The 26,300-nt window shown below is 63.9% G+C and carries 18 protein-coding genes; 7 read left to right on the top strand and 11 right to left on the bottom strand.

What is annotated here, in order from left to right; translation table 11 throughout:
• The first annotated feature begins 111 nt into the window (after positions 1–111).
• On the top strand, positions 112–2,823 hold the full coding sequence (locus KBC96_08255; protein ID MBP6964382.1) for a DUF4962 domain-containing protein: 2,712 nt from the start codon (positions 112–114) through the stop codon (positions 2,821–2,823).
• 68 nt (positions 2,824–2,891) lie between these two features.
• On the opposite strand, the gene KBC96_08250 is transcribed toward KBC96_08255, so the two are convergent.
• Positions 2,892–3,674: a 4Fe-4S binding protein gene (locus KBC96_08250; GenBank protein ID MBP6964381.1), complete on the bottom strand. Its 783-nt coding sequence runs from the start codon at positions 3,672–3,674 to the stop codon at positions 2,892–2,894.
• A gap of 127 nt (positions 3,675–3,801) precedes the next feature.
• Complete coding sequence (locus KBC96_08245; GenBank protein MBP6964380.1) at positions 3,802–4,452, bottom strand: hypothetical protein; 651 nt, start codon at positions 4,450–4,452, stop codon at positions 3,802–3,804.
• A 132-nt stretch (positions 4,453–4,584) separates the two neighbouring features.
• Between KBC96_08245 and KBC96_08240 the strand changes: the two genes are divergently transcribed.
• On the top strand, positions 4,585–6,453 hold the full coding sequence (locus tag KBC96_08240; GenBank protein ID MBP6964379.1) for a glycoside hydrolase family 127 protein: 1,869 nt from the start codon (positions 4,585–4,587) through the stop codon (positions 6,451–6,453).
• 163 nt (positions 6,454–6,616) lie between these two features.
• Here the strand turns inward: KBC96_08240 and KBC96_08235 are convergent, their stop codons facing one another.
• On the bottom strand, positions 6,617–7,432 hold the full coding sequence (locus KBC96_08235; GenBank protein MBP6964378.1) for a cupin domain-containing protein: 816 nt from the start codon (positions 7,430–7,432) through the stop codon (positions 6,617–6,619).
• Between the two features lie 130 nt (positions 7,433–7,562).
• Here KBC96_08235 and KBC96_08230 point away from each other — a divergent pair, with 130 nt between their 5' ends.
• Positions 7,563–9,605: a hypothetical protein gene (locus KBC96_08230; GenBank protein MBP6964377.1), complete on the top strand. Its 2,043-nt coding sequence runs from the start codon at positions 7,563–7,565 to the stop codon at positions 9,603–9,605.
• 89 nt (positions 9,606–9,694) lie between these two features.
• The gene (locus tag KBC96_08225) at positions 9,695–11,695 is read left to right on the top strand and encodes an aldo/keto reductase (GenBank protein ID MBP6964376.1); all 2,001 of its coding nucleotides are present in this window, start codon (positions 9,695–9,697) and stop codon (positions 11,693–11,695) included.
• Between the two features lie 22 nt (positions 11,696–11,717).
• Here KBC96_08225 and KBC96_08220 read toward each other — a convergent pair whose 3' ends face one another.
• Positions 11,718–12,173, bottom strand: a complete 456-nt coding sequence (locus KBC96_08220) for a DUF296 domain-containing protein (protein ID MBP6964375.1) — start codon at positions 12,171–12,173, stop codon at positions 11,718–11,720.
• 52 nt (positions 12,174–12,225) lie between these two features.
• The gene (locus KBC96_08215) at positions 12,226–13,299 is read right to left on the bottom strand and encodes a PHP domain-containing protein (protein ID MBP6964374.1); all 1,074 of its coding nucleotides are present in this window, start codon (positions 13,297–13,299) and stop codon (positions 12,226–12,228) included.
• A 176-nt stretch (positions 13,300–13,475) separates the two neighbouring features.
• Between KBC96_08215 and KBC96_08210 the strand changes: the two genes are divergently transcribed.
• Positions 13,476–13,685, top strand: coding sequence for a DUF378 domain-containing protein (locus KBC96_08210; GenBank protein ID MBP6964373.1), 210 nt, complete (start codon positions 13,476–13,478; stop codon positions 13,683–13,685).
• A 24-nt stretch (positions 13,686–13,709) separates the two neighbouring features.
• Here KBC96_08210 and KBC96_08205 read toward each other — a convergent pair whose 3' ends face one another.
• The 6 genes from KBC96_08205 to KBC96_08180 all read right to left on the bottom strand — a co-directional run bounded on the left by KBC96_08205 (position 13,710) and on the right by KBC96_08180 (position 22,193).
• Positions 13,710–15,380 carry a hypothetical protein gene (locus tag KBC96_08205; GenBank protein ID MBP6964372.1) on the bottom strand — a complete coding sequence of 557 codons (1,671 nt, stop codon included), beginning with the start codon at positions 15,378–15,380 and terminating at the stop codon, positions 13,710–13,712.
• Between the two features lie 239 nt (positions 15,381–15,619).
• Positions 15,620–16,699: a ribosome small subunit-dependent GTPase A gene (gene rsgA / locus KBC96_08200; protein ID MBP6964371.1), complete on the bottom strand. Its 1,080-nt coding sequence runs from the start codon at positions 16,697–16,699 to the stop codon at positions 15,620–15,622.
• A gap of 262 nt (positions 16,700–16,961) precedes the next feature.
• Positions 16,962–20,885, bottom strand: coding sequence for a hypothetical protein (locus KBC96_08195; protein MBP6964370.1), 3,924 nt, complete (start codon positions 20,883–20,885; stop codon positions 16,962–16,964).
• Positions 20,886–20,977: 92 nt separating this feature from the next.
• Positions 20,978–21,178 carry a type II toxin-antitoxin system HicA family toxin gene (locus KBC96_08190; GenBank protein MBP6964369.1) on the bottom strand — a complete coding sequence of 67 codons (201 nt, stop codon included), beginning with the start codon at positions 21,176–21,178 and terminating at the stop codon, positions 20,978–20,980.
• Positions 21,175–21,381, bottom strand: a complete 207-nt coding sequence (locus KBC96_08185; protein MBP6964368.1) for a type II toxin-antitoxin system HicB family antitoxin — start codon at positions 21,379–21,381, stop codon at positions 21,175–21,177. Before KBC96_08185 ends, KBC96_08190 begins: the two co-directional genes overlap by 4 nt.
• A gap of 68 nt (positions 21,382–21,449) precedes the next feature.
• Positions 21,450–22,193, bottom strand: coding sequence for a prolyl oligopeptidase family serine peptidase (locus KBC96_08180; GenBank protein ID MBP6964367.1), 744 nt, complete (start codon positions 22,191–22,193; stop codon positions 21,450–21,452).
• A gap of 217 nt (positions 22,194–22,410) precedes the next feature.
• Between KBC96_08180 and KBC96_08175 the strand changes: the two genes are divergently transcribed.
• Positions 22,411–24,786, top strand: a complete 2,376-nt coding sequence (locus tag KBC96_08175; protein MBP6964366.1) for an alpha-L-rhamnosidase — start codon at positions 22,411–22,413, stop codon at positions 24,784–24,786.
• A 147-nt stretch (positions 24,787–24,933) separates the two neighbouring features.
• The gene (locus KBC96_08170; GenBank protein ID MBP6964365.1) at positions 24,934–26,226 is read left to right on the top strand and encodes a hypothetical protein; all 1,293 of its coding nucleotides are present in this window, start codon (positions 24,934–24,936) and stop codon (positions 26,224–26,226) included.
• Positions 26,227–26,300: the final 74 nt, after the last annotated feature.

The following is a 26,300-nucleotide window of genomic DNA, read 5'->3' as shown; positions in this document are numbered from 1 at the left end:
TCATTTCCGCGAACGTATCTCCATGCGGGCAGGACTCTGAGGCTTGTCGCACCGAACATATCCCCGACGACGATCCCTTCGAGATGGACTCGGAAAGGTGTTCACTGCGTGATGCGCTGCCGGATATTTGCCGTTCTCATGCTCCTGGCCGCCGGAATCGGCTTCGCCCAGGATGCGCCGGTGTCATACCTGGACGGGAAGGCACCGATCCCGGACGACATGGTCCGACCGTCACCCGCCGACGGTTCGATCGCCGCCACCAACCCGCCCGGTTTCGTCTGGCTGCCCGAGGCCGGGGCGATCTCCTACACCCTGCAGTATGCCCGCCGCGCCGACTTCTCAGACGCCGTCGTGCGCGACGGTCTCAGGATGAACATCCACCAGCCTACTGATGCGCTGTTGGCCGGCAAGTGGCACTGGCGCTACCGGGCCGTGTTCGCGGACTGTGAGACGTCCGAGTGGAGCGTCGTCCGCTCGTTCCAGGTGACGAAGGACTCGCTCCCGCTGAGGTTTCCGCCGTTTCCCGAGGTGAGGGCGAATGTGCTGAGCGGCAGACCGAGGCTGTTCGTCCGACAGGGTGAACTAGAGGCGGTCCGGGAGTCGCTCCTGGCCTCGCGCAAGGGTCTCTGGGAAGGCCTCCTGGAGCAGATCGAGGCGAGGCGCGGACTCCCGCTCATGCAGGAGCCTGAACGATATCCCGACGACGTGCGCGACATCGAGATGTGGCGCAAGTTCTACGCCGACATCCGCGTGCAGACCACGGCGATGGAGTACCTGGCGTTCGGCTACCTCATGACCGGCAAGCGGGAGTACGCGGACGAGGCAAAGCGCATCATGCTCCATCTCACGACCTGGGACCCGGCCGGCACGACGAGCTACAAGTACAACGACGAGACCGGGATGCCGATCGCACTGAACACCGCGCGGGCGTACGACTGGATCTACGACACCCTGACGCCGGCCGAGCGGGCCCGGGTCGTCGCCATGATGCGTACCCGCGCGGCCGAGATGTACGGCGTCCTGCGCAGGATGCCCTACGAGTCGAAGCCCTACGGCAGCCATTCGCAGCGGGCGATGATGTTTCTCGGGGAGACGAGCATCGCGTTCATGGGCGAGATACCGGAGTGCGACGAGTGGCTGGAGTACGTGCTGACCTGCTACTCGTGCCTCTATCCGCCGTGGGGCGGCGCGGACGGCAGCTACTCCGAGGGGCCGTGGTACTGGTCGAGCTACATGAGCTTCGCCCTGCAGTTCATAGATGCCCTCCAGGGCGCTACGGGAGTAGATCTCTACGGCAAGCCTTTTTTCCGCCGCACCGGCGACTATCTACTCTACTGCGTCTCGCCGTTCAACCAGATGATGCCCTTCGGCGACGGCATCTGGCTGAAGCCGGGGTCTCTCCACAAGACGAACATGTACCGGTTCGCCACGTTCTACCGCAACCCGTACTACCGGTGGTACGTCGACGCCATGCCGATGGCCCTCTCGAACAACATCCCGAACTTCCTCTGGCACGACGACACCGTCAAGCCGAGAGCCCCGACCGACATCCCGCAGTCGAAGGTGTTCTACGACGCCGGGCTCGTAGCGATGCACACCGATCTGGCCGACGGAAAGGAGGACGTTCAGTTTCAGATGAGGAGCAGCCCCGCCGGCTCGTCGAGCCATGCGCTTGCCGATCAGAACTCGTTCTATCTGCAGGCGTTCGGCGAGGCGTTGGCGATCCCGTCCGGCTACCGGCCGTACTACGGCGCGCCGCACCACATGCGGTGGACGAAGCAGACGAAGGCGCACAACACGATCCTGGTGAACGGCGAGGGCCAGCCGATCCAGTCGCGGTCGGCCCAGGGACGGATCGTCTCGGCGGTCCTGACTGGTGGGATCGAGTACGCTTGCGGCGACGCATCGAAGGCGTATGACGGGAAGCTCACGAAGTACCTGCGCCACGTGATCTTCCTGCGGCCGGGGTGTTTCGTGCTCGTGGACGAACTCGGGGCCCCGGCGGCCTCGACGTTCCAGTGGCTCCTGCACTCGTGGGAGAAGATGGCTTTGGACGGTCAGACCGCGACGATCAGCAGGGGTGACGCGCGCCTGCTCGCGGAATGGGTGTGGCCTGCGGGTCTCGATATCAGCCAGACCGACCAGTTCTCCGTGCCGGACACTAGGCCGGGATCAGTGAACCAGTGGCACCTGACGGCCTCGACTACCGACCCGTCCAGAACGCAGGAGTTCGTGACGGTTCTGCGCCCGTACCGCGCCGATGACACGACCGAGCCGCTTATCGAGCGCATCGAGGCGCCCGGGGCAATCGGCGCGCGGGTGCGGTGCGGCGGTTCGACCGATACGGTCATACTCAACCGACTGGGCGGCGTGATTGCCGGGCTGCCGGTCAAGTCGGACGGGCACATCGTCGCTCTGAGGGAGAAAGCCGGCGCCCTGACGACTGCGCTGATGCTGGAGGGCACCTACCTGACTTGCGGCAGGGACTCGCTGCGCGCCGACGCGAAGGTGACGGCCTGCATGGAGGTGCGGAAGGACGCGAGGAAGCTGATCGTCCAGTCCGACAGGCCGGCGGCGATCTCGGCGGCGGTGCCCGAGGCGGCGGCGAGGCTTCTGATTGACTATCCCGTCGGCAAGATGCTCAGGTCGCCAATAACGGACGACATGGAGGACCCGAAGTGGTTCCGCGGGACGGTGGAGCTCGACGGGAGAGCGCTCTCCCGCGCGCGGTTCTCGTTCGACCCGAATACCCACACGATCACGCTTAGGATCCCCGCGGGCGAGCACCGGATCGAGATCAGGGCGACCGGGCAGCCGAGTTGAGGTGCGGTGCGAACCGGATCAACCCCCTCTCCCCCGCAACTGGGGAGAGGGGACTGCCCGTGTTCCGTCTACGCGAACACCGACGGCTCCCTGACCTCGCCGCGGATGCCGATGACCACGGACTTGAGCAGGATATCCGCGCCTGACTCCGCCACCGCCTGCTGTGCCGCGAACAGGAGTCCGAGGCAGCACGGGACCTCCATGTGGATGACCGTGATGCTCCTGATCCCGCCCTGCAGGATGATCCCCTTCAGCTTCTCCTTGTAGGCGTTCACGTCGTCGAACTTCGGGCAGCCGATTGCCAGGGCCTTCCCCTTCATGAAGTCGGGGTGCATCGAGGCATAGGCGAACGCGGTGCAGTCGGCGGCAAGCACCAGATCGGCGTCCGCAAAGTATGGGGCGCTCGGGCTGACCAGATTCAGCTTGACCGGCCACTGCCGGAGCGCGCTTCGGAGCTTCGGCGCGTCGGCCTCGTCCTCATCCTCTTCAACGTCGCTGAAGTCGAACATGCGGGCGGACGGGCATCCACCGCCTCCGCCCGAACTCGGGCATCCGGCTGCCGGAGCGGCATGCTTGGCCTGGCGGGCTCTGTGCTCCTCGAGAGACCGGCCCATCGAGGTCAGGTGATCCTCGACCGCCTCCACGTCGAACTCCTCGGCCTCGCGCTCCTCGAAGGAGATTGCATCCATCGGGCACTCGCCGAGGCATGCGCCGAGCCCGTCGCAGAACTTGTCCGCCACGAGCTTCGCCTTGCCGTCAATGATCTGGATCGCGCCCTCCGCGCAGGACGGCACGCAATCGCCGCATCCGTTGCACAGATCCTCGTCAATCTTGATAACCTTCCGCATCACTCTCGTCATCCGGTCTACCTCGCTTTGTCAGGATTCATCTGTATTATAGCCTCGAGAGGCCGACGAATCCTTGACGCAGGTCAAGATATGCGCTTTTGCCGGTTTTATTTCACTCTCGCCTCTGCCATCAGAGGTTCATATCGAGTTGGATCGTGACGCAGTCGGCGAGTGAGGAGTCGTTGAACCAGTCGTACCCGACGATGAGGCTGGTCGTCGGGCTGAAGGTATATGCGACTCCGGCGCTGAGCGCCCCGAACGCGCTCTCGCCGCCCTGGTAGTCAACGGCCGCCCACCACTTGTCGCTGATCATCTTGTCGTAGCCGAGCAGGACCATCGCGTTGTCGCCGCCGAGCGCCCGCTTCCGTCCGACTCCGTAGCCCGCGGTCAACCGGCCAGAGCTGAGCGTCTTGCTCGCGAGCAGGTAGACGATGCTGGACGAGGTATCGCCGTCCGTGCCGAGACCGTAGACGCCCGCGACCAGTCGGGGCGATGTCGGTGACTCGTCCTTGAGGAGAGCCTTGGCGTTCAGGTAGAGCGGGTCGTCAATCCCTTCGAAGTAGTCCAAGCCGTACTCGATCTTCCCGTCGCCGAAGGTCAGGCCGAAGTCGGTGGCGGGGTCGTCCGCGCCGCCTTCCGCGAGAAAGGCATCAATGCCGAGATGCACCGAGCCGGTCTGGATATCGGTCGAAGGAATCCAGATGAGCGTGGACGGCGTGGCGTGGGCCGTGACCGCCAGAGCGAGAATGATCAGAGCCGCGAAGATCGTTCTTGCCGTCATGAGTGTCGCCTCCTTGGAGTATGTTCGCGCTCCTGTATGCTAACGGAGTCGGGTTTCATCCATATTGCGCAGAGGTTAAGAACAGGTTTCCGGCATGGGAACGGAGTATTGGACTGGTGAGGTGATGGAGTGATGAACCGACTTTATGCATCGAACCGCGCGCCGCTTCAGGATGCCGCATTCGACTTCCTGCCGCTCGGGAGCGTGAAGCCCCGAGGATGGCTCAAGCAGCAGCTCACGGTCCAGGCGAACGGCCAGACCGGCCACCTGCCGGAGTTTTGGGACTCGCTAGGGCCGAACAGCGGGTGGCTCGGCGGTACCGGCGAGAGCTGGGAACGCGGGCCGTACTACCTCGACGGGCTGATCCCGCTCGCGTACCTGCTCGATGACGAGAAGCTGATCGGCATCGCGCGCAGGTTCACGGAGTGGACTCTCGGCAGCCAGGACGAGAGCGGCCACTTCGGGCCGAAGTCGCTCAGCGACTGGTGGCCGTTCGGGGTCATCCTGAAGGCGCTCACGCAGTACCACGAGGCCACCGGCGACCCGCGCGTGATCCCGCTGATGGAGCGGTTCTTCAAGTACATGAAGCGCGAGCTTCCGAACAACCGGATGCACTCATGGGCGAAGGTCCGGTGGGCCGACACGATCCTGAGCATCATCTGGCTCTACAATCGGAACGGCGACCCCGAGCTGATCGAGTTGGCTAACGACATCATGCGTCAGGGCTACGACTGGAGCTGGCACTTCACCGACTTCGGCCACACTCAGAAGCAGGCGCTGAACTTCCCCATGCGGACGCACGTCGTGAACAACGGCATGGCGGCGAAGACTCCCGGCGTGCAGTACGTCCTGACCGGCTGGCAGGAGCACAAGGATGCGGTCGGCAAGACCATCGAGATGCTCGACAAGTTCCATGGGACGGCGGCCGGCATCTTCACCGGCGACGAGCACTACGCGGGCAGGAATCCGACTCAGGGCACGGAGCTGTGCGCGGTCGTGGAGTACATGTTCTCGCTCGAGAACCTGATGCAGATGTTCGGCGATCCCGCGTTCGGCGACCAGCTGGAGATGATAGCATACAACGCGCTCCCAGGCACGTTTACGGCCGATATGTGGCAGCATCAGTACGATCAGCAGGCGAACCAGGTGCTCTGCACGATCGCGAAACGGCACTGGACCAACAACGGCGACGACGCGAACCTCTTCGGCCTCGAGCCGAACTACGGGTGCTGCACGGCGAACTTCCACCAGGGCTGGCCGAAGTTCGCCGCCAACCTCTGGATGGCGACGCCGGACGAGGGGCTCGCGGCGGTGGCATACGGCCCGTGCCAGGTTGGAGCGAAGGTTCGCGGCGGCCAGGAGATCAGCATTGACGTGGAGACCGACTATCCGTGGGATGAGACGATCAAGGCAACGCTGCGTCTGTCGAAGCCGGCCGCCTTCCCGCTTCGCTTCCGTATCCCCGCGTGGGCCGAGGAAGTGAGCGTCCACATCAACGGCGAGGCGGACCATGCCGAGCCGGGAACTTTCCTCGCCATCGAGCGCGAGTGGCAGAACGGCGACGTCATCGAGCTGCGTCTTCCGATGAAGGTGCGCGTCGAGCGGCGTTTCAACGACTCGGTCACGCTAAGGCGCGGGCCGATTGTGTATTCGCTCAAGATCGGCGAGCGGTGGGAGAAGATCAGGGGCGAGGACCCGTGCCCGGATTACGCGGTGCATCCGACGACGGCGTGGAACTACGGGCTGCTGCTCGATCCCGAGAAGCCGGAGGTCGAGGTGGTGAAGAAGTCGGTCGGCCGGACGGTCTACGGCCCGGAGTTCGCGCCGGTCGAGCTGAGAGTCAAGGGCCGCAAGATCCCGGAGTGGACGCTCGCCGACAACCAGGCCGGCCCGCTCCCTCAGAGCCCGGCGAAGTCGTCCGAGCCGGCCGAGGATCTGACGCTGATCCCCTACGGGTGCGCGAAGCTCCGGATCACGGAGTTCCCGCTGCTGGAGGGGTAGTGACCAGTGGGCAGACCGTCATGCTGATATCGTTTCAGCATCCAGGCCGGGGTGGACCCTGAATCGAGTTCAGGGTGACGCGTGGATATGCCGTCCCGCCGGTCGCAGACCGTCATGCTGAGCTTGACTCAGCATCCAGACCGGCGTGGACCCTGAATCGAGTTCAGGGTGACGGCGGTGGTGAGGCCTTCCCGCTGCCGTCGGGAATCGGCTTGAGCGAGAGGAACGGGCGGAGAACCCCGCACATCCCGTAGGCGAAGTCGGACGTCCCGTCGTGGAAGGCTGCGTCGTAGGTCGGCCTGGAGCCCGGAAGCGCCTCGATCCGCTGCTGGGAGACCTGACCCCAGTGGAGCGGGCCCTGCGCGACCGCGTCGGCGAACTTCGGCTTGATCTTCTCCATCGCCGAGAGATGCGCGCCGACGAACCGCTTCAACTCCAGGAAGTACGCTTCCCTATCGGTCTCCCAGAGCTTCATCAGGCCGATGTACGCCTTCACCGCCGCGTCACGGCGCTCGAGCGCCCCGTCGAGGCCCTTCGCCTTCGCAAGGCCGACGAGCCGCGCAAACTCGTCCGGGTTGTCGTCAACCGCCTTGCCGAAGTAGATCCGCGCGTCGCCCCGCTCGGCGAGGCCCGCGTTGCCCATCAGCGCGAGGATGACGAGCCGCCGGGTGCTGACGATGCGGTGCACGACTCCGGGCGGGAACTGCAGGTACTCCCCTCGCTTCAGCTCGACGGTGCGGAAGCCGTTCTGCATATCGTGCAGCTCGGCCCTGCCGCTCCCGCTCAGGACGTAGTACGCCTCGTCGGTAATCGCATGGACGTGCGGGCAGCCTGAGTTCAGGCCGTCCGGCGCGGGGCGCTGCTCGTAGACGGTCAGATGCGTCAGCCCCACCCCGCCGATGATCCCCGCGGGGGGGCTCTCCGCCAGGGCGGGAGCGAGCGCGGTCAGTATCAGAAGCAGCATCGTGATCGGTTTCATGGCGATTCCTCTCCGGGAATGTAACGGATGGGACTCATCGGACGTATGTTCTCATTCGCCGACTGCCGGGTTCTCCCTCCATTGACCCTTCGGCGAGAGAAGTGCTATCCTCTCCCCGGAGGAAACGGGCATGGTTTCCGCATTGGTCATAGCGGGCATCCTGGCGGCCGGCGCGACGGCCGACGAGACCCCGGCGGTGACGCTCAGCCCGAGCGCGCTGCCGGGGAACATGGCGCAGGTCAATACCGAGGCGGCGCCTACCACTAAGGACGGCAGAACCGCCCTCCGGGTTCGCTTCAATAAGGTGGACTGGCCGAACGTGTACTTCACTCCCCCGGAAGGCCTCTGGGACTGGAGCGCCAGTCCGGGGCTCGCGGTGGACGTCTTCAACCCTGAGGAGGAGCCGGTGGCCGTCTCGATGCGCGTGGACAACGCGGGCGCGGACGGGGCGAACAACTGCAACACCGGCACCGCGACCGCCGCTCCCGGAGAGTGGACGACCCTCCGCCTGAGGCTCAGCACCGGCGACAAGGCGACGTTCTGGGGGATGCGCGGAATCCCCGGCGGGTCCGGCTCGCAGGACCGGCCGATAGACCCGGCGAAGATCACCGCCTTCCAGGTGTTTCTCCCTCGCCCGGCGAAGGAGCACACCCTCTTGCTCAGCAACTTCAGGACGTTCGGCCCGGCGGCCAAGAAGGCCGCCCTGCCGTTCGTTGACAGGTTCGGCCAGTACAAGCACGCTGACTACCCCGGCAAGCTGGTGGACGAGAAGGAACCTGCCGAAAGGCGAATCCAGGAGGAGAAAGCGCTCAGGGCTGCGCCTGAACTCCCGGGCCGGGACAGGTTCGGCGGGTGGATGGGCGGCCCGAAGCTGGAAGCGACGGGATGGTTCCGCGCGGAGAAGGTCGGCGGGCGCTGGTGGCTCGTCACGCCGGAGGGGCACGTCTTTCTCTCGATCGGCGCGGACTGCGTGAACAACTGGGAGCAGACCTTCATCGAGAAGCGCGAGGCCTGGTTCGAGTGGCTGCCCGACCCGGAGGGCGAGTTCAAGGCCGCCTACGGACGCTATTCCGGCGCGCACAGCATGGCAGAGGCGATCGGCGGAGGAGGCCGGACGTTCAACTTCTACAAGGCGAACCTGATACGCAAGTACGGCGACGGTTGGAACGATAAGTGGCGGGAGAACTCCTACGCGCGGCTGAGGGCGTGGGGATTCAACACGGTCGCAAACTGGTCGGCGGCGGACGTGCTCGAGCACAGCCCGATGCCTTTCACCGCGAACGCATCCGTGTCCGGCGACTTCCGGCGCATCGAGGGCGGAGGAGGCTACTGGGGCAAGATGCCGGACGTATTCGACCCCAGGTACGCCGTCGCGGCGGACGCGTCCATCGCGGGGATCAGGGGTTTCGCCGCAAACCCGCTCTGCATCGGGTACTTCGTGGACAACGAGATCGCCTGGGACGCCGTCGAGCGCGGGCCGCTCGCCAGCCCTCCTGATCAGCCGTGCCGCGTCGAGATGGTCAAGAGGCTCGCGGCGAAGCACGGATCGCTCGAAGCCCTGAACGAGGCGTGGGGAACGGACGCGTCGTCCTGGGAGGCGCTCCGAGTACCCGACAGGCCGAATGAGGCGTGCAGGAGGTACCTCGAAGAGTGGGTGTACGCCTTCGCGCGTCGGTACTTCGAGACCATCAGCGCGGCCGTGAAGAAGCACGCGCCGAACCAGCTTTACCTCGGATGCCGGTTCGCCTGGAGCCATCCCGCGGCGGTCAGAGCTTGCGACGACGTGTCGGATGTCGTCAGTTTCAACATCTATCGGCGCGAGGTGGACTGCCTTCAGTGGTCGGGCGGCCTGAAGAAGCCGCTCATCATCGGCGAGTTTCACTTCGGGGCGCTGGACAGGGGAATGCTGCACACGGGGCTCGTCGCCACGGAGAGCCAGGCCGACCGCGCGGCGCATTTCAAGCGCTACGTCGAGAGTGTCGCGGACTGCCCGGCGTTCGTGGGATGCCACTGGTTCCAGTACGTGGACGAGCCGCTGACGGGGCGCGTCTACGACGGGGAGAACTACAACATCGGGCTGGTGGACGTGACCGACACGCCGTACCCGGAGCTGATCTCCGCCGCGAGGGAAGTCAACGCCGAGGTGTACGAGCGGCACATGAAGTCGAAGTGAACGCGTAGGGGCGAAGCATTGGCTTCCGAAGGCGTCACTTGTTGGCAACCGGCAGCCAATGCTTCGCCCTATCGAAGGAAAGGACATCAATGAGCAGAGTCGCATGGGGAATCATCAGCACCGGCCGGATAGCGGGGGTATTCGCAAACGGCGTGAAGGGATCGGAGACCGGAGAACTCCTCGCGGTCGCCAGCCGCAACCAGGAGAAGGCCGACGAGTTCGGCGGCGAGCACGGAATCGAGCGCCGTTACGCGAGCTACGAGGCCCTGCTCGCAGACCGCGACGTCCAGGCCGTCTACATCGCCACACCCCATCCGATGCACTCCGAGTGGGCGATCAAGGCGGCGGAGGCCGGCAAGCACATCCTCTGCGAGAAACCGCTCACGCTCGACTACGCCCAGGCCGCCGCCGTGGTGGACGCCGCGCGCCTGCACGACGTATTCCTCATGGAAGCCTTCATGTACCTGAGCCACCCGCACACCGCGAAGCTCTACGAGACCGTCGCAGGAGGCGCGATCGGCGAGGTGCGCATCATCCAGGCGACTTTCAGCTTCAACGCGGGATACAACCCGGAGGGCAGGCTCTTCAAGAACGCGCTCGGCGGCGGAGGCATCCTCGACGTGGGATGCTACTGCACGTCCATGGCGCGGCTGATCGCCGGCGCCGCAAACGGCAAGCCCTACGACGAGCCGACCGAGATCAAGGCGATGGGCCACATCGGAGAGACCGGCGCGGACGAATACGCCGTCGCCACGATGCGCTTCGAGAACGACATCCTGGCGAGGGTCTACACGGGCGTCCGGCTGAGCCAGGACAACGTGGTGCGCATCTACGGCACGGACGGGAACATCTTCGTCCCGTCCCCGTGGAACCCGACGAGAGACCCGGGGACCGCGAAGTTCATCGTCAACCGGGCGGGCAAGGAACCCGAGGAGGTGACGACGGAGGCGGCGAAGTTCCTCTACTCCTACGAGGCCGACGCGTTCGCCGCCGGGATTGCCGATGGGAAGGCGGCGCATCCGTGCATGACGCCGGAGGAGACGCTGGGAAACATGAGGACCTGCGACCTGTGGCGCGCGGGGATCGGGCAGATATACGACATCGAGAAGCCGGACGCCGACTTCCCGACCGCCGACGGACGGCCGCTGGAGGCACGGCCGGGTAACCGCATGAAGTACGGGCGGCTCCCCGGCCTCGACAAGCCGGTCTCACGGGAGATCATGGGCATCCCCGTCGCGCCGACGCCGTATCTTGCGCCCTACGCATCGGTCCTGTACGACGAGTTCTTCCGATGCGGCGGCAACTGCTTCGACACTGCGTACATCTACGGCGGCGGGCAGGTGGACCGGACCCTCGGCCAGTGGATCAGGAATCGCGGAGTTCGCGGGCAGGTGAGCATCCTGGCGAAGGGGGCGCACACCCCTCACTGCTACCCCGAGAGCCTCACCTCACAGCTCATGGAGACCCTGGAACGCCTGCAGACCGACTACGTGGACATCTACATGATGCACCGCGACAACCCGGAGGTGCCGGTCGGCGAGTTCGTGGATGTCCTGAACGAGCACAAGAACGCCGGGCGCATCCGAGTGTTCGGCGGCTCGAACTGGAGCATCGAGCGCTTCGAGGCGGCCAACGCATACGCGAAGTCGAAGGGCCTCATGCCGTTCGTCGGGCTGAACAACAACTTCAGCCTCGCGCGGATGGTCGAGGCGCCATGGGGCGGATGCATCGCATCGGCCGACGAGGACTCCAAGTCCTGGTTCGAGAAGACTCAGACCCCGCTGCTGGCCTGGTCGAGCCTGGCGAAGGGGTTCTTCGTGCGGGGCGACCGCAACCGGGTGACCGAGGGAGAGTTGGTGAACTGCTGGTACGCGGAGGACAACTTCCTGCGGCTCGATCGGGCGAGAGAACTGGCGGTGAAGAAGGGCGCGCAGCCGGTGCAGATCGCGCTCGCGTGGGTGCTTCATCAGCCGTTCCCGACGTGGGCGCTGGTGGGGCCGGGGAACCTGCACGAGATGCGCGTCTCGACCGAGGCGCTCGACATCGAACTCACGCCGGAAGAGGTCAAGTGGCTGAACCTGGAACTGTAGCGCGGCCGACCGATCCGACGAGTCAGACGCGTCCGACGGGGCTAACAAGCGAAAGCACGTGCACCCCGTACTCCGGGTCCATCACGCGGGTCGCCTCGATGCCTAGCAGCTCGATGATGACCACTTCGAGCACCAGGTAGACCGACATCGCGATCCGGGGGCAGCCGATCATGACCTCCTCGTGGTTGCCGATCCCGCCGTGGAAGTGGAGCGAGGGCTTGTCATCAATCCAGACGAGCGTCCCGAAGCCGACGAGCTCCCGGGCGTCGTCGAACTCCTTCACGATCGGGACCACCGTGCCGTGAGGACTCTCGGGGCCGATGACGACCTTGCCGCTCCTCATGCCTCCCATCGCCATCACCGCGCCGACCCGCACGTTCTCCTTCGAAGCGATCTCGGTCACCGCGTCGTATATCGAATCGCCGTCACTCAACCTCGCGAGGAAGACTCTGCCCAGCGTGCCCTGCGTGTATTCCATGGCGCCTCCAGTGATCAGTGTCCAGTGACCAGTCAAGTCCACTGGTTACCGGTTACTCTCCCAACCGCGTTAAGAGATTCTCCCTGGGGTTGATCCAGATGTTGTCCCACTGAACATTGAGGTTCTGCGGAAGGTCGGGACACTCGATGAGGACGCTCTCATACGGGCCGATGGAGATCGGGTCGGTCGGCGCGCACTTCGCCTGAAGCCTCGCCTTCAGCGGAACCGGGCCGAGGTTCTCGAGGCGCAACTGTGTCGCGCCGCTTCCGTCTTCGGTGCGCCGAGCCTTCACCATGCCGCCCACGAGGTCCGTCAGAAGCTCCTTCCGGCCCCACAGCATGCCGTCGAACCAGGCGACGGTCCTTCGCGCGCGGACAGCGTCCATCACGCCCTTCGCCGTGCGCTTCTCGACGAGCAGCAGGGTGATCGGCCCCTGTTCGGCGCCTCTCGCACCGTGTTCGTCGGAGTTGGCGAAGACGGCAAGGTTGTTCTCCAGCCCCCAGTCGAAGCCGTTCGGATAGCACCAGGAGCCGTGGGTCAGGGTCGTGTTCCAGCCCTGGCCGACGACGCCGTTCTTGACCTCGACGCCCTGGATGACACCCTGAGCGATGCCCCACTTGGTCGGGTCGCGGAAGCCGGTGTGCGGGTGCGCCCAGATGATGAGTCCGGCGTTCGCCTTCACCTCGCGCATCTGGTCCTGGTAGAAGGCGGTCTCCGCGCCGGGCTTGTCGGCCCACTTGTGGGAGTTCTGCGGTTCGTACTTGTCGGAGAAACCTATCAGCACGTAGTGCTCGCCTATCGCCATGCCGCTCTCCATGCCCCTGATGAGGACGATACCCAGCGACTGAGCGAGGGGAAGAGCCTCGGCGTAGGACTTGCAGCTTCCGTGGTCGGTGATGGCGACGGCATCGTACCCGTGCTGCCATGCCTCGACGACTCGCTCACGGGGCTTGAACCTGCCGTCGGAGTACTGCGTGTGCATGTGGAAATCGCCGCAGAGGACTTCGTACTTGCCGACGCGCGGGAACTCGTGCATCGGGCGGGCGAGGGCCGCTTGGAGCGGATATGATGCAAAAAGACACAGGGCAACAAGCCCGACAAGGATAGTTCTGAGGTTTCTGTTCATCGTGCAATCTCCTTCTTCCCGCGTTCGAAGCGGCGGCGCCCGCCGCGTTTGCCAAGCATACCACGAAACCGTCTGTTCGACAAACCTCTGTCTCAGCGGGCATACGGGCGACCGGTTTGATACCCATCAACTATGGGTATATTCCCGCCGGAGCAATCCAATCCAAGGAGGGAAACATGGCTGCACCACAAATGATCGCGATGATCCTTGTCATCGTAGGAGCGCTCAACTGGCTGCTGGTCGGGCTGTTCAAGTTCGACCTCGTGGCCGCCATCTTCGGCGAGAAGAGCGCATTGTCCCGTATAGTCTACACTCTGGTGGGCATTGCGGGAATCTATGCGATCTGGATTCTCGTCTGGATGAACAAGCTGGCCGCAGGCTCCTAGCGCCTCAGGGCAGGAGCGTTTCGGCTACCCATCGCGCCAGATCGGGGCGAGGGCGTCCCAGTCCTCGTCGGTGATCGGCTCCATCGTGCCGTCTACGGCCGTCAGGAAGTAGAGGCTCGGGACGCCGAGGGTCGGTTGCGCCTTCGTGTACTGAAGCCACTCCGTGTGGCTCGGCGCGCTAGAGTTGTCGCAGTCAATGAGCGCGTGCGGGCAGGCGATGCGGGCGATCCGGGCGCGGTGGGCCATCATGTCCGAGACCTCGCGACAGCCCGCGTAGATGTCGTTCAGCCGGAGCATGTCGGTGCAATCGGCGAAGTAGGGGTTCGCAAGGTGCGTGACCATCAGCGCGTCCGGCTTGGCGGCCTTGAGCGCGTCGTAGACCTGTTTCGCCAGGGACTTCTGCATCTCGATGCCCCAGACGCCGCTGTGCGTACTGAACCCCTCGCCGACGACCATGTTCGTCCAGTCGTACTTGATGCCGTCCGCGTTCCAGCACCCCGGCTCGTCGGAGATCATTCGTCGAACCATCGCCCGGATGCGCGCCTGATACGCCGGGCTCGACGGGTCGGCGCAGACGGTCTTGCCCTCGCGGTCCTTGACCGTCTCCTCCGGCGAGAGTCCCTCGGGGTTCCACGCGCCGAACCAGAGCAGCACGCGAATCCCCTCCTCGTGCCGGGCGTCTATCCAGCCGCGCAGGTCCGGCCACTTGGCGGAGTCAACCTCGCACGTGCCGTATTGTTTCTGCCACTTGTCGTCAATGACGACGGTTCCGGGCCGAAGCCCCTTCTCGCGTATCAAAGCGAGGAACTCGTCGTACATCTCCCGGGTCGCGAGTTCCTGCGAGGTTTCAAGGCCGCGTTTCATCCGCTGTACGCCCTGCTCGCCCCATCCGCAGAATATCGGCCGTGACCACCACTCGGCCCGCGGATGCCGGTTCGGATTCACAATCCCTCGGTCGCGCAGTGAGTCGCAGTACAGGCGGATCGCCTCGTACTCGTCGTTCGCGGGATGAAAGACAAACTCGGGCGACGCCCACTCGCCGGCAACCTCCGTCATTCCGTCGTACATCAACCGAAAGCAGAACCAGTTCGGGGCGGTGATATGCTCGAACCGGGAGAAACCATATTGGCCGCTCTGTGGAGCGACTCCCGCCCCGAGCCACGGCCCGTTGTTGAACCCGAGGCTGTAACAGAACGGCGGCGGCGTGAAGATCCAGTGCAAGTCGGCATGCCAGTCGGTCGGCTCGTCGGACATCCGGCCGCTGGAAGCGTCAATGCATCCGTACTGCATGGATTTGTAGTACCGCTGGTCGAGCAGCGAGCACTCCGGCGTGAAGAAGCGGGAGTAATCGGCGAACGACCACTTCTCCCGGTCGTCCGCCGCGCCGTTGAAGTACCGCAGGCTTCGAAGAGTGTTGTTTCCCTTGACGCGGACCTGATATCGAATCGAGTGCGGATCGAGGCGCAGGGTGTATATCTTCTCCGGCCAGAGCGCGCTCTCCGCCCGCCAGGTGATAGTCGCCGCGTCGGCTTCCCGAACCATTTGTGGAGGCGAGAGCGACGTGTCGAGGTCCGACGCCTCGATGCTGTCGAGCGAGGAGCCGACCTTCAGCGCCGCATAGCGCCGTCCGTCGAGGGATATGGATATCTTCTCGTCTGAAACGTCGGCGGAATAGCGATCGAAATCGAACAGCATGGGCGATCCTCGTTGCCGGAACGTTCGGTATCGGCGATCGCAATCCCTTCAACCCGGCTCTGCCTCGAACCCTTCCATGATGTTTCGGGATTTCCGTTCGCAGACTCACTCCTTGTCGAGTGCGATCCGGATTCCTACCCGCCGATGGGTCCACCCGAGGTGGCGGTAAGTAGTCGTATCATGAAGTGAACCGGCGATGGGTAGGGACCTGGGCCTCCCTACCCATCAACCACGCATCGCTACTTCTTCTCCATCTGCCTGATCTGCTTGTGGATCTTCTTCCACTTCTCCTTCTCGATCTGCGCGGCCTCGACATCCTGCTTGCGCTCCAGGTAGCTCAGTTCCTTCCGAAGCTTCCGGTAGCTCTCGAAGCGTCCCTCACTCAACACCCCCGTGGAGAGCGCTTCCTGCACCCGGCATCCCGGCTCGTTCTCGTGTCGGCAGTCGGCGAACCGGCATCCCTCCGCCAGCGCCGAGATGTCGCTGAACGCGTCGGCCAGCCCGCCCTCCGCGTTCCACAGCTGGAGTTCGCGCATCCCCGGCGTATCTATCACCAGCCCGCCGGACGGGAGCACGAACATCTGCCGGTGGGTCGTCGTGTGGCGGCCCCGGCTGTCGTCCTCGCGAACCTCCTGGGTGCGCTGGACCTCTTTGCCGAGCAGATGGTTGAGAATCGTCGATTTCCCCACGCCCGATGAGCCGAGCAGGGCCACCGTCTTCCCCCTCACGAGGTATCTCGGCAACTGCTCCAGCCCCTGTTGCTCGATCACGCTCAGCGCGTGCACCGGCACTCCCGGCGCGGATGCCTCCACCTCAGCCAGGCGCTCCTCGACCTCCGGGCACAGGTCGGACTTCGTGAGCAGCACGACGGGCTCGGCGCCGCTCTCCCAGGCGAGCGTAAGGTAGCGCTCGACCCTTCGCACGCTGTAGTCGCCGTCGAGGCCGATGACCACAAACACAGTGTCGATGTTCGCCGCGAGCGGCTGTTCGGCGATCCGTTTCCCGGCCTGCTTGCGGGAGAACTTGCTCCTCCTGGGCAGGATCGCGTGGATCACGGCCTTGGGCGGCTGTTCGTCGAAGATGCGCGCGGCCACCCAGTCGCCGACGACGGGCAGGTCCTCCCTGCCGAGTGCGTCGTAGTACATCCTCCCGGTCGGGAAGGCCATCATCTCATCATTCCCGGTAAGGACTGTATACAGGTTCTTGTGTTCCAGGCTGATCCGGCCTGGGCGGTAACCCTCGGATGCGTATGCGCCGAAGCGATCGGCGAACTCATCATCGAATCCGAGATCTTCCAGTGTCAATTCGAGTTCCTCCATTCAGACACAATACGAGTGCGGAAACAGCGGGGGAGCAGCGCTTGTGCCTCGGAGAAACCGATGAGTAACTGCGGCGAACGAGTAGTGGCGAAACCTACTTCGCGGGCTCTCCGAGGAGCGACGCCGATCCCCATATCTCGGATGTAGTTGCTACAGCGACCATACGGCCCCTCCTCTTCTTGAAGTAGTTGCAGTCGTATTGTACCCGATTTCAGTCCGGGAATCAAGCGCTCTGGCGTAGAGGTGGGCGTTAGGGACTCCCTTACGGCTTCGCTCTCCCGGCGAAGACGATCTCGTCGAACCATACGCTGCCGTTGGTGCCGGGAGTTACCACGCAGGATATGACGGCGTGCGACGCTTTCCTGGCATCCGTGACCTCCACCCGCTTCCAGTCGGAGTTTCCCACGGTAGTGGTGTCTGTGCGCCCGATCTTTCTTCCCGCGGAGTCGTACCATGTGACGCTCAACATGCCCAGGGCATCGGTGCTCGTCGAGCGCACGAACCCCGCCAGCTCGTACTCCACCCCAGGCCTTACAGGCAGCCTGACACTGTTCCACGACCGCTCGGACGGGCCGGGATCAATGCGGAGGGCGCGCTGGCCGGTGTACGAGTCGCGCATCCCGCAGTTGATGTCCACCAGGCCCTCGATCTTGTAGTTGCCCCAGCCCGGCTTCGTCCACGCGAGCTTGTCCGAGTCCTCGGACTTCGTCCAGTAGTCGGGCTTGTCGTCCTTGTCCTCATCGAACTCGAGGCTGTTGTCTGCCAGGAGATTGTGGGACGGATAGGACGGATGAGACGGATGGGACGGGCCGAAGAGGATGCAGTCGATCATCTTGGCGTAGGGGCGGTCGTCGGCCATGGTGACGAGCATGTTCTTCCCGCGCGGCTCGTTGACCTTGATCGTGAGCGTGTGATCGCCCGCTGGGAGCTTCACGTTGGCGTAGTGATACCATGCGAAGATCTGGCGGGTGTCCTCGAGCGCGTTGTACAGGGTGACGACCTCGACGTCCCTAGGCACGAGCGTGTTCGGCGAGTCATGCCACTCGCCGACGTCTATCCTCCAGGAAGAGGGTGACGAGTAGCCGAGCAGGTTCTCCCTGATCCACATCGCATACTCGCCCGGCTTGTCGGCGCGGAACCTGTACTTCGCGTACCAGCCGGTGTCCGCCGGAGGAGGGACTGCGGTCTCGAGTGCGAGGCATGCCGCGCCGGAGAGGTTCGGCATCGCGCCCATCCGGCTGTAGTTCCAGTTGTGGGCGACGGGGTTCTCGCCCTCGACTGTGATGGAGGAGTCAGAGTAAGGCCCCGTACTCGTACTCCTACTCGTAAGCTTACTCGGCTGTATTCGGTCTGCACTCTTGATGATAACCGCATCCCGGGCCGCCAGGGAGTCCACCATGATTCCCTCCGGCGCCCACGGGAGGTTCGCGCGGACGAGTTTCATGTACACCGGCTCGAGATAGACGTGCAGTTTCCCATCCCTCACCTCACCCGCCGGAGTTCCGTCCGGGTACCGCGCATCCACTTTCTCGCCCGGTTTCACGGGGATCGCAAAGGCATCTGCAACTCCCCTCCTTGATAAGGAAGGCTGGGAGGAGGTTCCGGAACCCCCTCGGCCCCGAGGCCGGTCCCCCTTATCAAGGGGGACAGCTTCTGCGGTTTCCACAACCGTCACGTAGTCACCGCCATCCCTGTAGGCAAACCCGCCGTCGAAGAGCTTCACCCCGAGCAGATCGAACATCCCGTAGTATGGATCGAGCGCCTTCTCCCTGCCGACCGCCAGGTCCTGCGGCTGGTAGCCGTGCCTGGGGAAGACTTCCTTGCTGTTGATCTGGAGGTTGCCGACGATTAGGTTCCAGACCTCGCCCTTCTCGTTTTGGCCGAGGACTTTGACCCCCTCACCCCCAGGCCCTCTCCCGGAGGGCGATGGGAGGAGCACCTGGAACTTGCGGCCGTCCTTGTCGGTCGAGAACCGGTCGGTGTAGTACCGATCGACTATGGGTATAGTCCCGAGGTCATATCTGAAGCCGATCATCGTCACTCGCTTGCCGTCCTCGATCGCCTGAGTCAGCTCGTCGGCGAACCGCTCGCTCGCGGGCTGCTTCTCGAGGTTGACGATATGCATCGCAACGTCGGCCTTCATGCTGACCTCGGGCACGATCCAGATGTTGTTCTGCGAGCGGCCGATCGGCTCGCGCCACCACCAGCCGCCGTAGTTCGAGAAATCGGAGTTCGGCTCGGAGTAGATCTCCATGCTGTGCTGGTTGAAGTGCGCCGGCAGTCTGAGGTAGATCGGCGGCTTGTAGTCTACGAGCTTGTCCGCATTTGCCAGAATCCGGCCGTAGGTCGCAAGCCATTCGAGCTGCCGGGGATCGCGCGAGACGGCGTCGGTCCACGGCTGGTCTACACCCCGCCCACCTATCATGTAGTACTGGAAGACACCCTTCGCGCCGCCGGAGAGCAGGGCATTGTAGTTGGCGTACATCGTACCCATGCGGCTGGTGTAGCCGATGCCTTTGTTGCGCGATGGAGACGCGTCCTGATGGTTGCCCTCGCCGGTCTCGGTAACGACGAGCCAGGTGGTCTTCGTCGCCTGCTTGAGTTCGCCGTATGCATGGACGCCCATGAAGAGGAGCATCGGCTCGCCCGTGCCGTATGATTCCATCCCCAGTCCGTCGTGGCCGCCGGCAGAGCCCGTGTCGTTGATGTGCCACCAGTCCACGTCCGAGAAGCACTTGTAGATCACCGGCACGTCGGCGATCCGGCCGAAGTCGTCCGCGATCCGGTTGCAGAACTCAAGGATCGCCCGGCCGTGATACTCGCGGATGTCGTAGTTGAACTGGCTGGTGGTCGCATCGAGGGCATATAGCTTGTCAACCTTCGGGGCATAGACCCACTGGATCAGCTTCTTCGTCTTCCGGTCGTCGGTCCGCTCCATCGAGACCGCGCTCGCGGCCGATGCGAAGTCGGGGAACGCGCCGTCCCTAGGCTTCCACGCGGCGTTCAGCTTCTCGATCGTGCCGTACCGCTGGCGGAGCCACTTCCCGAAGGCCTGCCGGTAGTCGTCGGTACTCGGAATGAGGCCGTGCCGCGTGTTCATCTCGTTCCAGAGCGGATCTACCACGAACCGGAATCCGGGTCCGAGCTTCACCTTGCTGTAGTGAGCGAGCACCTTGTCGCGGTACTTCTCGTAGACGCCGCCCCAGTAGTACATGACGAAACCGTCGTCGATCTTGTCGGGGAGGAAGATCACCTTGTACTTGCCCGTACCCGGAACCTTCACGTCGGCCTCCATGGTCTTGTTGTCGCTCACGGTGACCGACCCGTGCTGGACCATCTCCCCGGTCGCTTGATTCTCCACCATGAAGTATCCGCCTCTGACGTCCTTATCCTCGGCGCGGACCTTCCCGCTCTCCGTGACCTCGACCCTCGGGCCGCCCGCGACATAGGGGTAGCCGTATCCCTTTGACTCCAGCGCCTGGAACTCGACACCGTAGCGGAAACCGTGCTCGTCGAGGTAGTCAATGGTCTTCTGGAAGTAGGCGTAGTCGTCGTCCGAGTAGTCCTTCCAGAGGTAGGGCTGATTCACTCCGAGGTGGAGGTAGATGTCCTTGACCCCATACTTCTCGAGCAGTTCGAGCTGCGCCTGCACGAGGTTCCAGTCGCGGTCGTAGATGAACATGCCGCCTGCCGGAATCCAGGGTACGCCGTCCCAGACCAGGGCGTGCGCGTCGTTGATGTGCCAGCGGTGAGGAACGCCGTACTTGTCGGTGAACGTGCCGCGAGTGATGATCTTGCGCAGAACCGGCGACGGCGCGCCGGTGATGCGGATCGTACCGCTCCAAGCGGCCTTCTCGCCGAAGACGCCGGCCTCGACGGAGTACTCGCCTGAGGGGATGTCCTTCGGTACGGCGACGGAGACGGAACGCGACGGATGGGTCACATGGGACACATATGTTCTATCATCCAGGCTCAGGTAGAGGAATACCCTCGCGTCCGCCGGCAACGGCTCCTTCGACCGGATGTCGAACTGCGCCCTGATGTTGGAGCCGAGCGCAGCCCGGGAGGGCATCCTCACCGAAACCGACTCCACGAGCATCGGCCTCTGCGGGTAGTCCGGCGGCGTGTACGCGAAGCCGGGGACGGCGAGAAGGGCTGCGAAGATGACGAGCATGCATATTCTCATGCTGTCTCCTTCGGCGGATGGGCAGAGGCTTCCTTCAGACCCGCGAAGGAGCGGGAGTACAACTCCCGCCCCAACTGATGACCGGCAACCGGTTACTCGGGTCTGATACCGGCGGTTCCCAGGATGAAGTGCACGATGCCGCTCTTCAGGCTATGATTCCCGTGAACCGGCACGGAGATCGTTTCGTCACGCCCGGGCTTGGTGAGGATGTGGTGGCTACCTTCGACGCGGGCGATTTGCCAACCGTGAGATCTGAGGAGCCTGATGATCTCTCTGCCCGAGTAGGCCTTCACACCGAGATCTCCACGACCTCGCGAACGCGCTCGGGCGAACCCTTCCGGTCGTTCAGGACTGCGAGGCAGCCTCGGATGGCCTCTCGCAAGTTATCGTGAAGTTCCTGAAGAGTCTCGCCCTGGGTGACACAGCCTGGAAGAGCGGGGACTTCGGCCCAGAAGCCGCCTTCTTCGGCATCGTGGATTATCGCTTTGAACGTCATCTTGTCCACCTCCCACCATTATACCACCGGAGCGCAGGTGTGCTACTCCCGCCCCAACTGGTTGCTGCTCACTCCTTCTTGCTGAACTGTAGGAACCACGCTCCGAGTTCCTCGTTCCGGTAGGCGTTGTCCCACGAGTTGTGCCCGACTCCGGGGTAGACGGTCAGCTTCACCTCGCCGCCGGCGGCCTCGACCCACTTCTTCATATCCTTCGAGCGCTCGACGTCAACCGCCTGGTCCGCGTCGCCGTGGAACGTCCATATCGGCAGTTTCGCGAGCTTGGCAGCGATCTTCTCGTCGCCCCAGCCGCAGACCGGCGCGATCGCCGCGAACATATCGGGATGCTTCGATGCGATCGCCCAAGTGCCGTGTCCGCCCTGAGAGAGTCCCGTCAGATAGAGCCGCGTGAGATCCACATTGTACTCCCTCACGGTCTGCTTGAGCGCGGTCATCACGACCGGCCCTTCGTCCTCCCAGAACGACTCCTTGTTCTGTTTCTGCGGAAAGATGACGATGAACGGCCACTTCTCCGGGTTCAGCATGATCGCTCCGCCGAAGTGGAAGACCTGACGCCAACCGTCCTGCCCGCATTCGCCCGCGCCATTCAGGAAGATGATTGTGGGCATCGGCTTCTTGGGGTCATAGGTCGTTGGGACGTAGACGACGTACTTGATCTCCTTGTCGGCGATGGTCATCGTCTTGGCGATGAAGCCCTTCGCGACGTCCTTCGTCGGGGTGTCGGCGACGGCGCTGAGGGCAGTGCCGGCAAGCAGAACTATGATTAGCAGAAGAATCAGTGGCGTGTGATACATGTGTTTCCTCCGTGTGGTGCTGACTTACCATTTCCCGATGGGTATCTTCTGTTCCTGCCTCGCACACCGTTGTCATGCTGAACTTGATTCAGCATCCATCCTTTCCCTGTATGCTGAATCAAGTTCAGCATGACCGTAGGTACCGCCAGGCAGGGAAAGGCGACATGCAAAATGAAAAATGCAGAGTGCAAAATGGAAAATCGAGCCAAGGAGTGACATAATGCAAATCCTCATCACCGAAGAACCGTTCACCGACATGTCCCAGGGATGGATGCAGCGGGGCAACTGGCCCGCTAGCTGGGTCTCGCATCCCGAGGTCAACGGCATCGAGCCGGCCGTCGTCGCCTACCGACGCAGGTTCAAGCTCGATATCGCCCAGAAGGTCCGCATCCACGTGAGCGCCGACGAGCGATACGAGCTGTTCCTCGACGGCAAGCGGATCGGGCGCGGACCCCAGCGCGGCGACCGTGAGAACTGGTTCTATGAGACCCACGAACTCGATCTCTCCGCCGGGGAGCACATCCTCGTCGCCCGCTCGTGGTGGCTCGGACCGGATGCCCCCGCGCCGTATGCCCAGCACACCGTCCGGCCCGGATTCCTACTGGCGGCGGAGGGCGTCCCGGAAGGCCTGCTGAACACGGGCAAGGTCGCGTGGGAGAGCAAGCTGCTCGGCGGATACTCGTGGGTCAAGCCCGAGATGGCATGGGGCACCGGCGCGAAGGTCCACATCAAAGGCGATGAGTACCCCTGGGGCTTCGAACGCGGCGAGGGCGACGGCTGGGTCCGCGTTCGCAACGTCGGTCGGGTCGGAAGCGGGGCGATCGTCAACGAGTTCCCGATGGTCTGGCGGCTTCGACCGGCGATCCTCCCGGCGATGATCGAGGAGACGCTCCAGGTCGGGACTGTCAGGCACATCCAGATGGTGACCACCGAGGACACGCGCCCGATCCAGGTCAAGTCGGCGGAGACCATCGCCTCCGAGACTCAGGGCTGGAACGACCTGCTCTCAGGGAAGTCGCTCACCATCCCGGCCAACACCATGCGGCGGGTCATCGTTGACCTGGGCAACTACTATTGCGGGTTTCCCGATGTCACTCTATCAGGCGGCAAGGGCGCGAAGGTCCGCATCCTCTGGGCCGAATCGCTCTACATGCAGGCGGGCATGGGCGACAAGGGCAACCGCGACCAGATCGAGGGCAAGTACTTCGTCGGCATCGGCGACACCTTCGAGCCGGACGGGGGATCGGGACGCGAGTTCACGACGCTGTGGTGGGAGGCGGGGCGATACCTCGAGGTATTCGTTTCCACGAAGGACGAGCCGCTCGCCATCGAGGACTTCTCGATCCGCGAGACGCATTACCCCATCAGCTTCGACATGAGCTTCGAATCGGCCGACCCGCGACTGGCCGAGGTCATCCCGATCGGCTACCGGGCGCTGCAGATGTGCTCGCACGAGACATACATGGACTGCCCGTACTACGAGCAGCTCATGTACATCGGCGACTCCCGCCTCGAGGTGCTGGCGACCTATGCCATCAGCCGCGACGACAGGCTTCCGCGAAAGTGCATCCTGCTGTTCGACGAGTCCCGGATCGCCTCGGGGTTCGCTCAATCGAGGTACCCGAGCCGTGTCTCGCAGATCATCCCGCCGTTCTCGTTCTGGTGGGTCGGGATGCTGTACGACTACGCCATGTGGCGCGGCGACATGGACTTCGTGCGCGACCGGATGCCCGGCATGCGCGCGATTCTGGACGATCTCAGGCGTTACGTCAACAAGGACGGCCTGGTCGAGGGCCCGAACGGCTGGAACTTCATGGACTGGGTACCGAGCTGGGGCGGCGGCATCCCCCCCGACGGGGATTTCGGCGTCTGCGGGGTGATCAACTGGCAGTGCGCGATGATTCTCGGCCTGGCCGCTCAGCTCGAGGAGATGGTCGGCGAAACCGGCCTGGCAGCCCGGAACGTCAAGCTCGCCCGCCGGATCGCAAAGGCCGCAGACAAGGCGTTCTGGAGCGAGGAGCGCGGAATCTACGCGGACAACCTGGCGAAGGACCGGTTCAGCGAGCACTCCCAGTGCCTAGCGCTGATCGGGGGCAACGTGCCGGACTCGAAACGGAAGCGCGTCATAGAAGGCCTGCTCCAGGATCAGAACATCGAGCGGACGACGATCTACTTCAACCACTACCTGTTTGAGACCTACCGCCTCATCGGGCGGATGGACCGCTTCTTCGAGCGGATGTCGATGTGGTTCGACCTCAAGGGCCTCGGATTCAAGACGACCTTCGAGCACCCCGAGCCGAGCCGGTCGGACTGCCATGCGTGGGGCGCGCATCCGATCTACCACTACTTCGCGTCGGTGCTCGGGATTCGGCCGACCGCGCCGGGGTTGTCGAAGGTGCGGATCGAGCCGCAGATGTGGCCTCTGACCTGGGCGAAGGGGAAGCTCCCCCACCCCAACGGGTTCATCACGGTGGACTTCGCGATCAAGGACAGCAAGCTCTCCGGCACGGTCGAGCTTCCGGAGGGCGTCACCGGCGAGTTCGTCTACGCCGGGAAGACAAGGAGCCTCCATCCGGGCAGGCAGGACGTGTAGGTTAGTCCCAGTGTCCGCAGGGACACTTCGTGCAGTTGTTGCCGTGACTTCAGTCGCCGGGGGGATGTTTCTACCGGGCGGTTGAAACCACGGCTACAAGTGCACGAAGTCCACCTTCGTGGACTAGGGAGATGAAGGAGGACAACCATGCGAGCGGGAACCGCCTGGGTGGACATCACCCCTGACAAGCCGCTTTGCGTCGCAGGGCAGCTTCACCGGAGGGTCGGGGAATACACGCACGATCAGCTGACCGCCAATGCCGCCGCCTTCGATGACGGCTCGCAGCAGGTCGTGATCGTCTCGTGCGACCTGCTCTACCTGCCGATCGAGTTCACCGACGAGGTGCAGGCGCTCTGCCGCGAGCAGTTCGGCATCGCGGCACGCTCGGTCCTGATCGCCTGCACGCACACGCACGTCGGTCCCTGCACCAACACCCGTTCCGTCGGCGAGGTGAGCCCGGAGTATATGGACGGGCTGCGGGCGTCGCTCATCGAGGTGATCGGCCGGGCGCTCAATGACCTGGAAGAGGTGAATCTATACGCTGGGACCGGTTGGCTCGACGAACTCGGGTTCAACCGCCGGGGATGCCATTCCGACGGCCGGGCGGATATGTACCACGGGAGCTGGAACGACGACTTCGACGGCCTCGAAGGCCCGCGCGACGGGCGGCTGCCGGTGATCTTCGCGCGGAGGTCCTCAGACGGCGGGCTGAAGGTCGTGATACCCTCATTCGCCACGCATCCGACGACCATGGAAGGCGACTGCTTCTACAGCGCCGATATCCCCGGCTCACTGCGCGCGTTTCTCCGGCGAAACCTGGGCGATGCGGTCGGTGTCGTGTATCTCACAGGTGCTGCCGGGAACACCTCGCCCATGCAGCTCGAGAACAACCCCGAGCGCGACCGGCCCTGGTACGGCGAGGAGGGCTGGGAGCGGTGTGGAACCTACATCGGCGCGGAGGTCCTGAAGGTGATCACCTCGACGACCGAGCCGATGGCCGACCCGATGATCCGCCTCGCACAGACGGTCGAGAAGATCCCGATCCGCCCGTATCCGACCGATTTCGACCCGGAGAAGCTCGCGTGGGGCAGGGACTACTTCGCGCCGTATCGTGACGACTGGCCCCGGATGCTCCGCGAGGAGAGCCCCGTTGAGGTCCGCCTGAACGTCCTGCGGCTGGGGGACGCCGTCATCTGCACGAACCCGGCGGAACTCTACGTCGAGTTCGGCATCGCGATAAAGGATTCGTCGCCCGTGCGCGTCACCATCGTGAGCGAGCTGACCGACGGACATGTCGGCTACGTTCCGACGAAAGAGGCGTTTGCGCACGGTGGGTACTCCGTGTGGCCGGCATGGTCGAGCAAACTCGCGGAGAACGCGGGCGAGATCATCGTGGAGAGCACACGCCGACTGATTCACGAGACCTTCCGAGAGATCTGAACGGCGCGAACCCCGAAGGAGCCGCGCCCGCTTGAACAATCCCGCCCCATGCAGGTATACTCATCATGCACGCC

It is taken from the genome of Armatimonadota bacterium (genome assembly GCA_017993055.1).
GTDB lineage: Bacteria > Armatimonadota > UBA5829 > DTJY01 > DTJY01 > JAGONM01.
Note: the sequence above shows the minus strand (reverse complement) of the source record. Positions and strands in the feature narration are given on the sequence as shown.

Coding starts and splice junctions, on each gene's coding strand:
- KBC96_08255 (MBP6964382.1), top strand. CDS start 112: ATGCGCTGCCGGATATTTGCCGTTCTCATGCTCCTGGCCGCCGGAATC.
- KBC96_08245 (MBP6964380.1), bottom strand. CDS start 4,452: ATGACGGCAAGAACGATCTTCGCGGCTCTGATCATTCTCGCTCTGGCG.
- KBC96_08240 (MBP6964379.1), top strand. CDS start 4,585: ATGAACCGACTTTATGCATCGAACCGCGCGCCGCTTCAGGATGCCGCA.
- KBC96_08235 (MBP6964378.1), bottom strand. CDS start 7,432: ATGAAACCGATCACGATGCTGCTTCTGATACTGACCGCGCTCGCTCCC.
- KBC96_08230 (MBP6964377.1), top strand. CDS start 7,563: ATGGTTTCCGCATTGGTCATAGCGGGCATCCTGGCGGCCGGCGCGACG.
- KBC96_08225 (MBP6964376.1), top strand. CDS start 9,695: ATGAGCAGAGTCGCATGGGGAATCATCAGCACCGGCCGGATAGCGGGG.
- KBC96_08220 (MBP6964375.1), bottom strand. CDS start 12,173: ATGGAATACACGCAGGGCACGCTGGGCAGAGTCTTCCTCGCGAGGTTG.
- KBC96_08215 (MBP6964374.1), bottom strand. CDS start 13,299: ATGAACAGAAACCTCAGAACTATCCTTGTCGGGCTTGTTGCCCTGTGT.
- KBC96_08210 (MBP6964373.1), top strand. CDS start 13,476: ATGGCTGCACCACAAATGATCGCGATGATCCTTGTCATCGTAGGAGCG.
- KBC96_08205 (MBP6964372.1), bottom strand. CDS start 15,380: ATGCTGTTCGATTTCGATCGCTATTCCGCCGACGTTTCAGACGAGAAG.
- rsgA (MBP6964371.1), bottom strand. CDS start 16,699: ATGGAGGAACTCGAATTGACACTGGAAGATCTCGGATTCGATGATGAG.
- KBC96_08195 (MBP6964370.1), bottom strand. CDS start 20,885: ATGAGAATATGCATGCTCGTCATCTTCGCAGCCCTTCTCGCCGTCCCC.
- KBC96_08185 (MBP6964368.1), bottom strand. CDS start 21,381: ATGACGTTCAAAGCGATAATCCACGATGCCGAAGAAGGCGGCTTCTGG.
- KBC96_08180 (MBP6964367.1), bottom strand. CDS start 22,193: ATGTATCACACGCCACTGATTCTTCTGCTAATCATAGTTCTGCTTGCC.
- KBC96_08170 (MBP6964365.1), top strand. CDS start 24,934: ATGCGAGCGGGAACCGCCTGGGTGGACATCACCCCTGACAAGCCGCTT.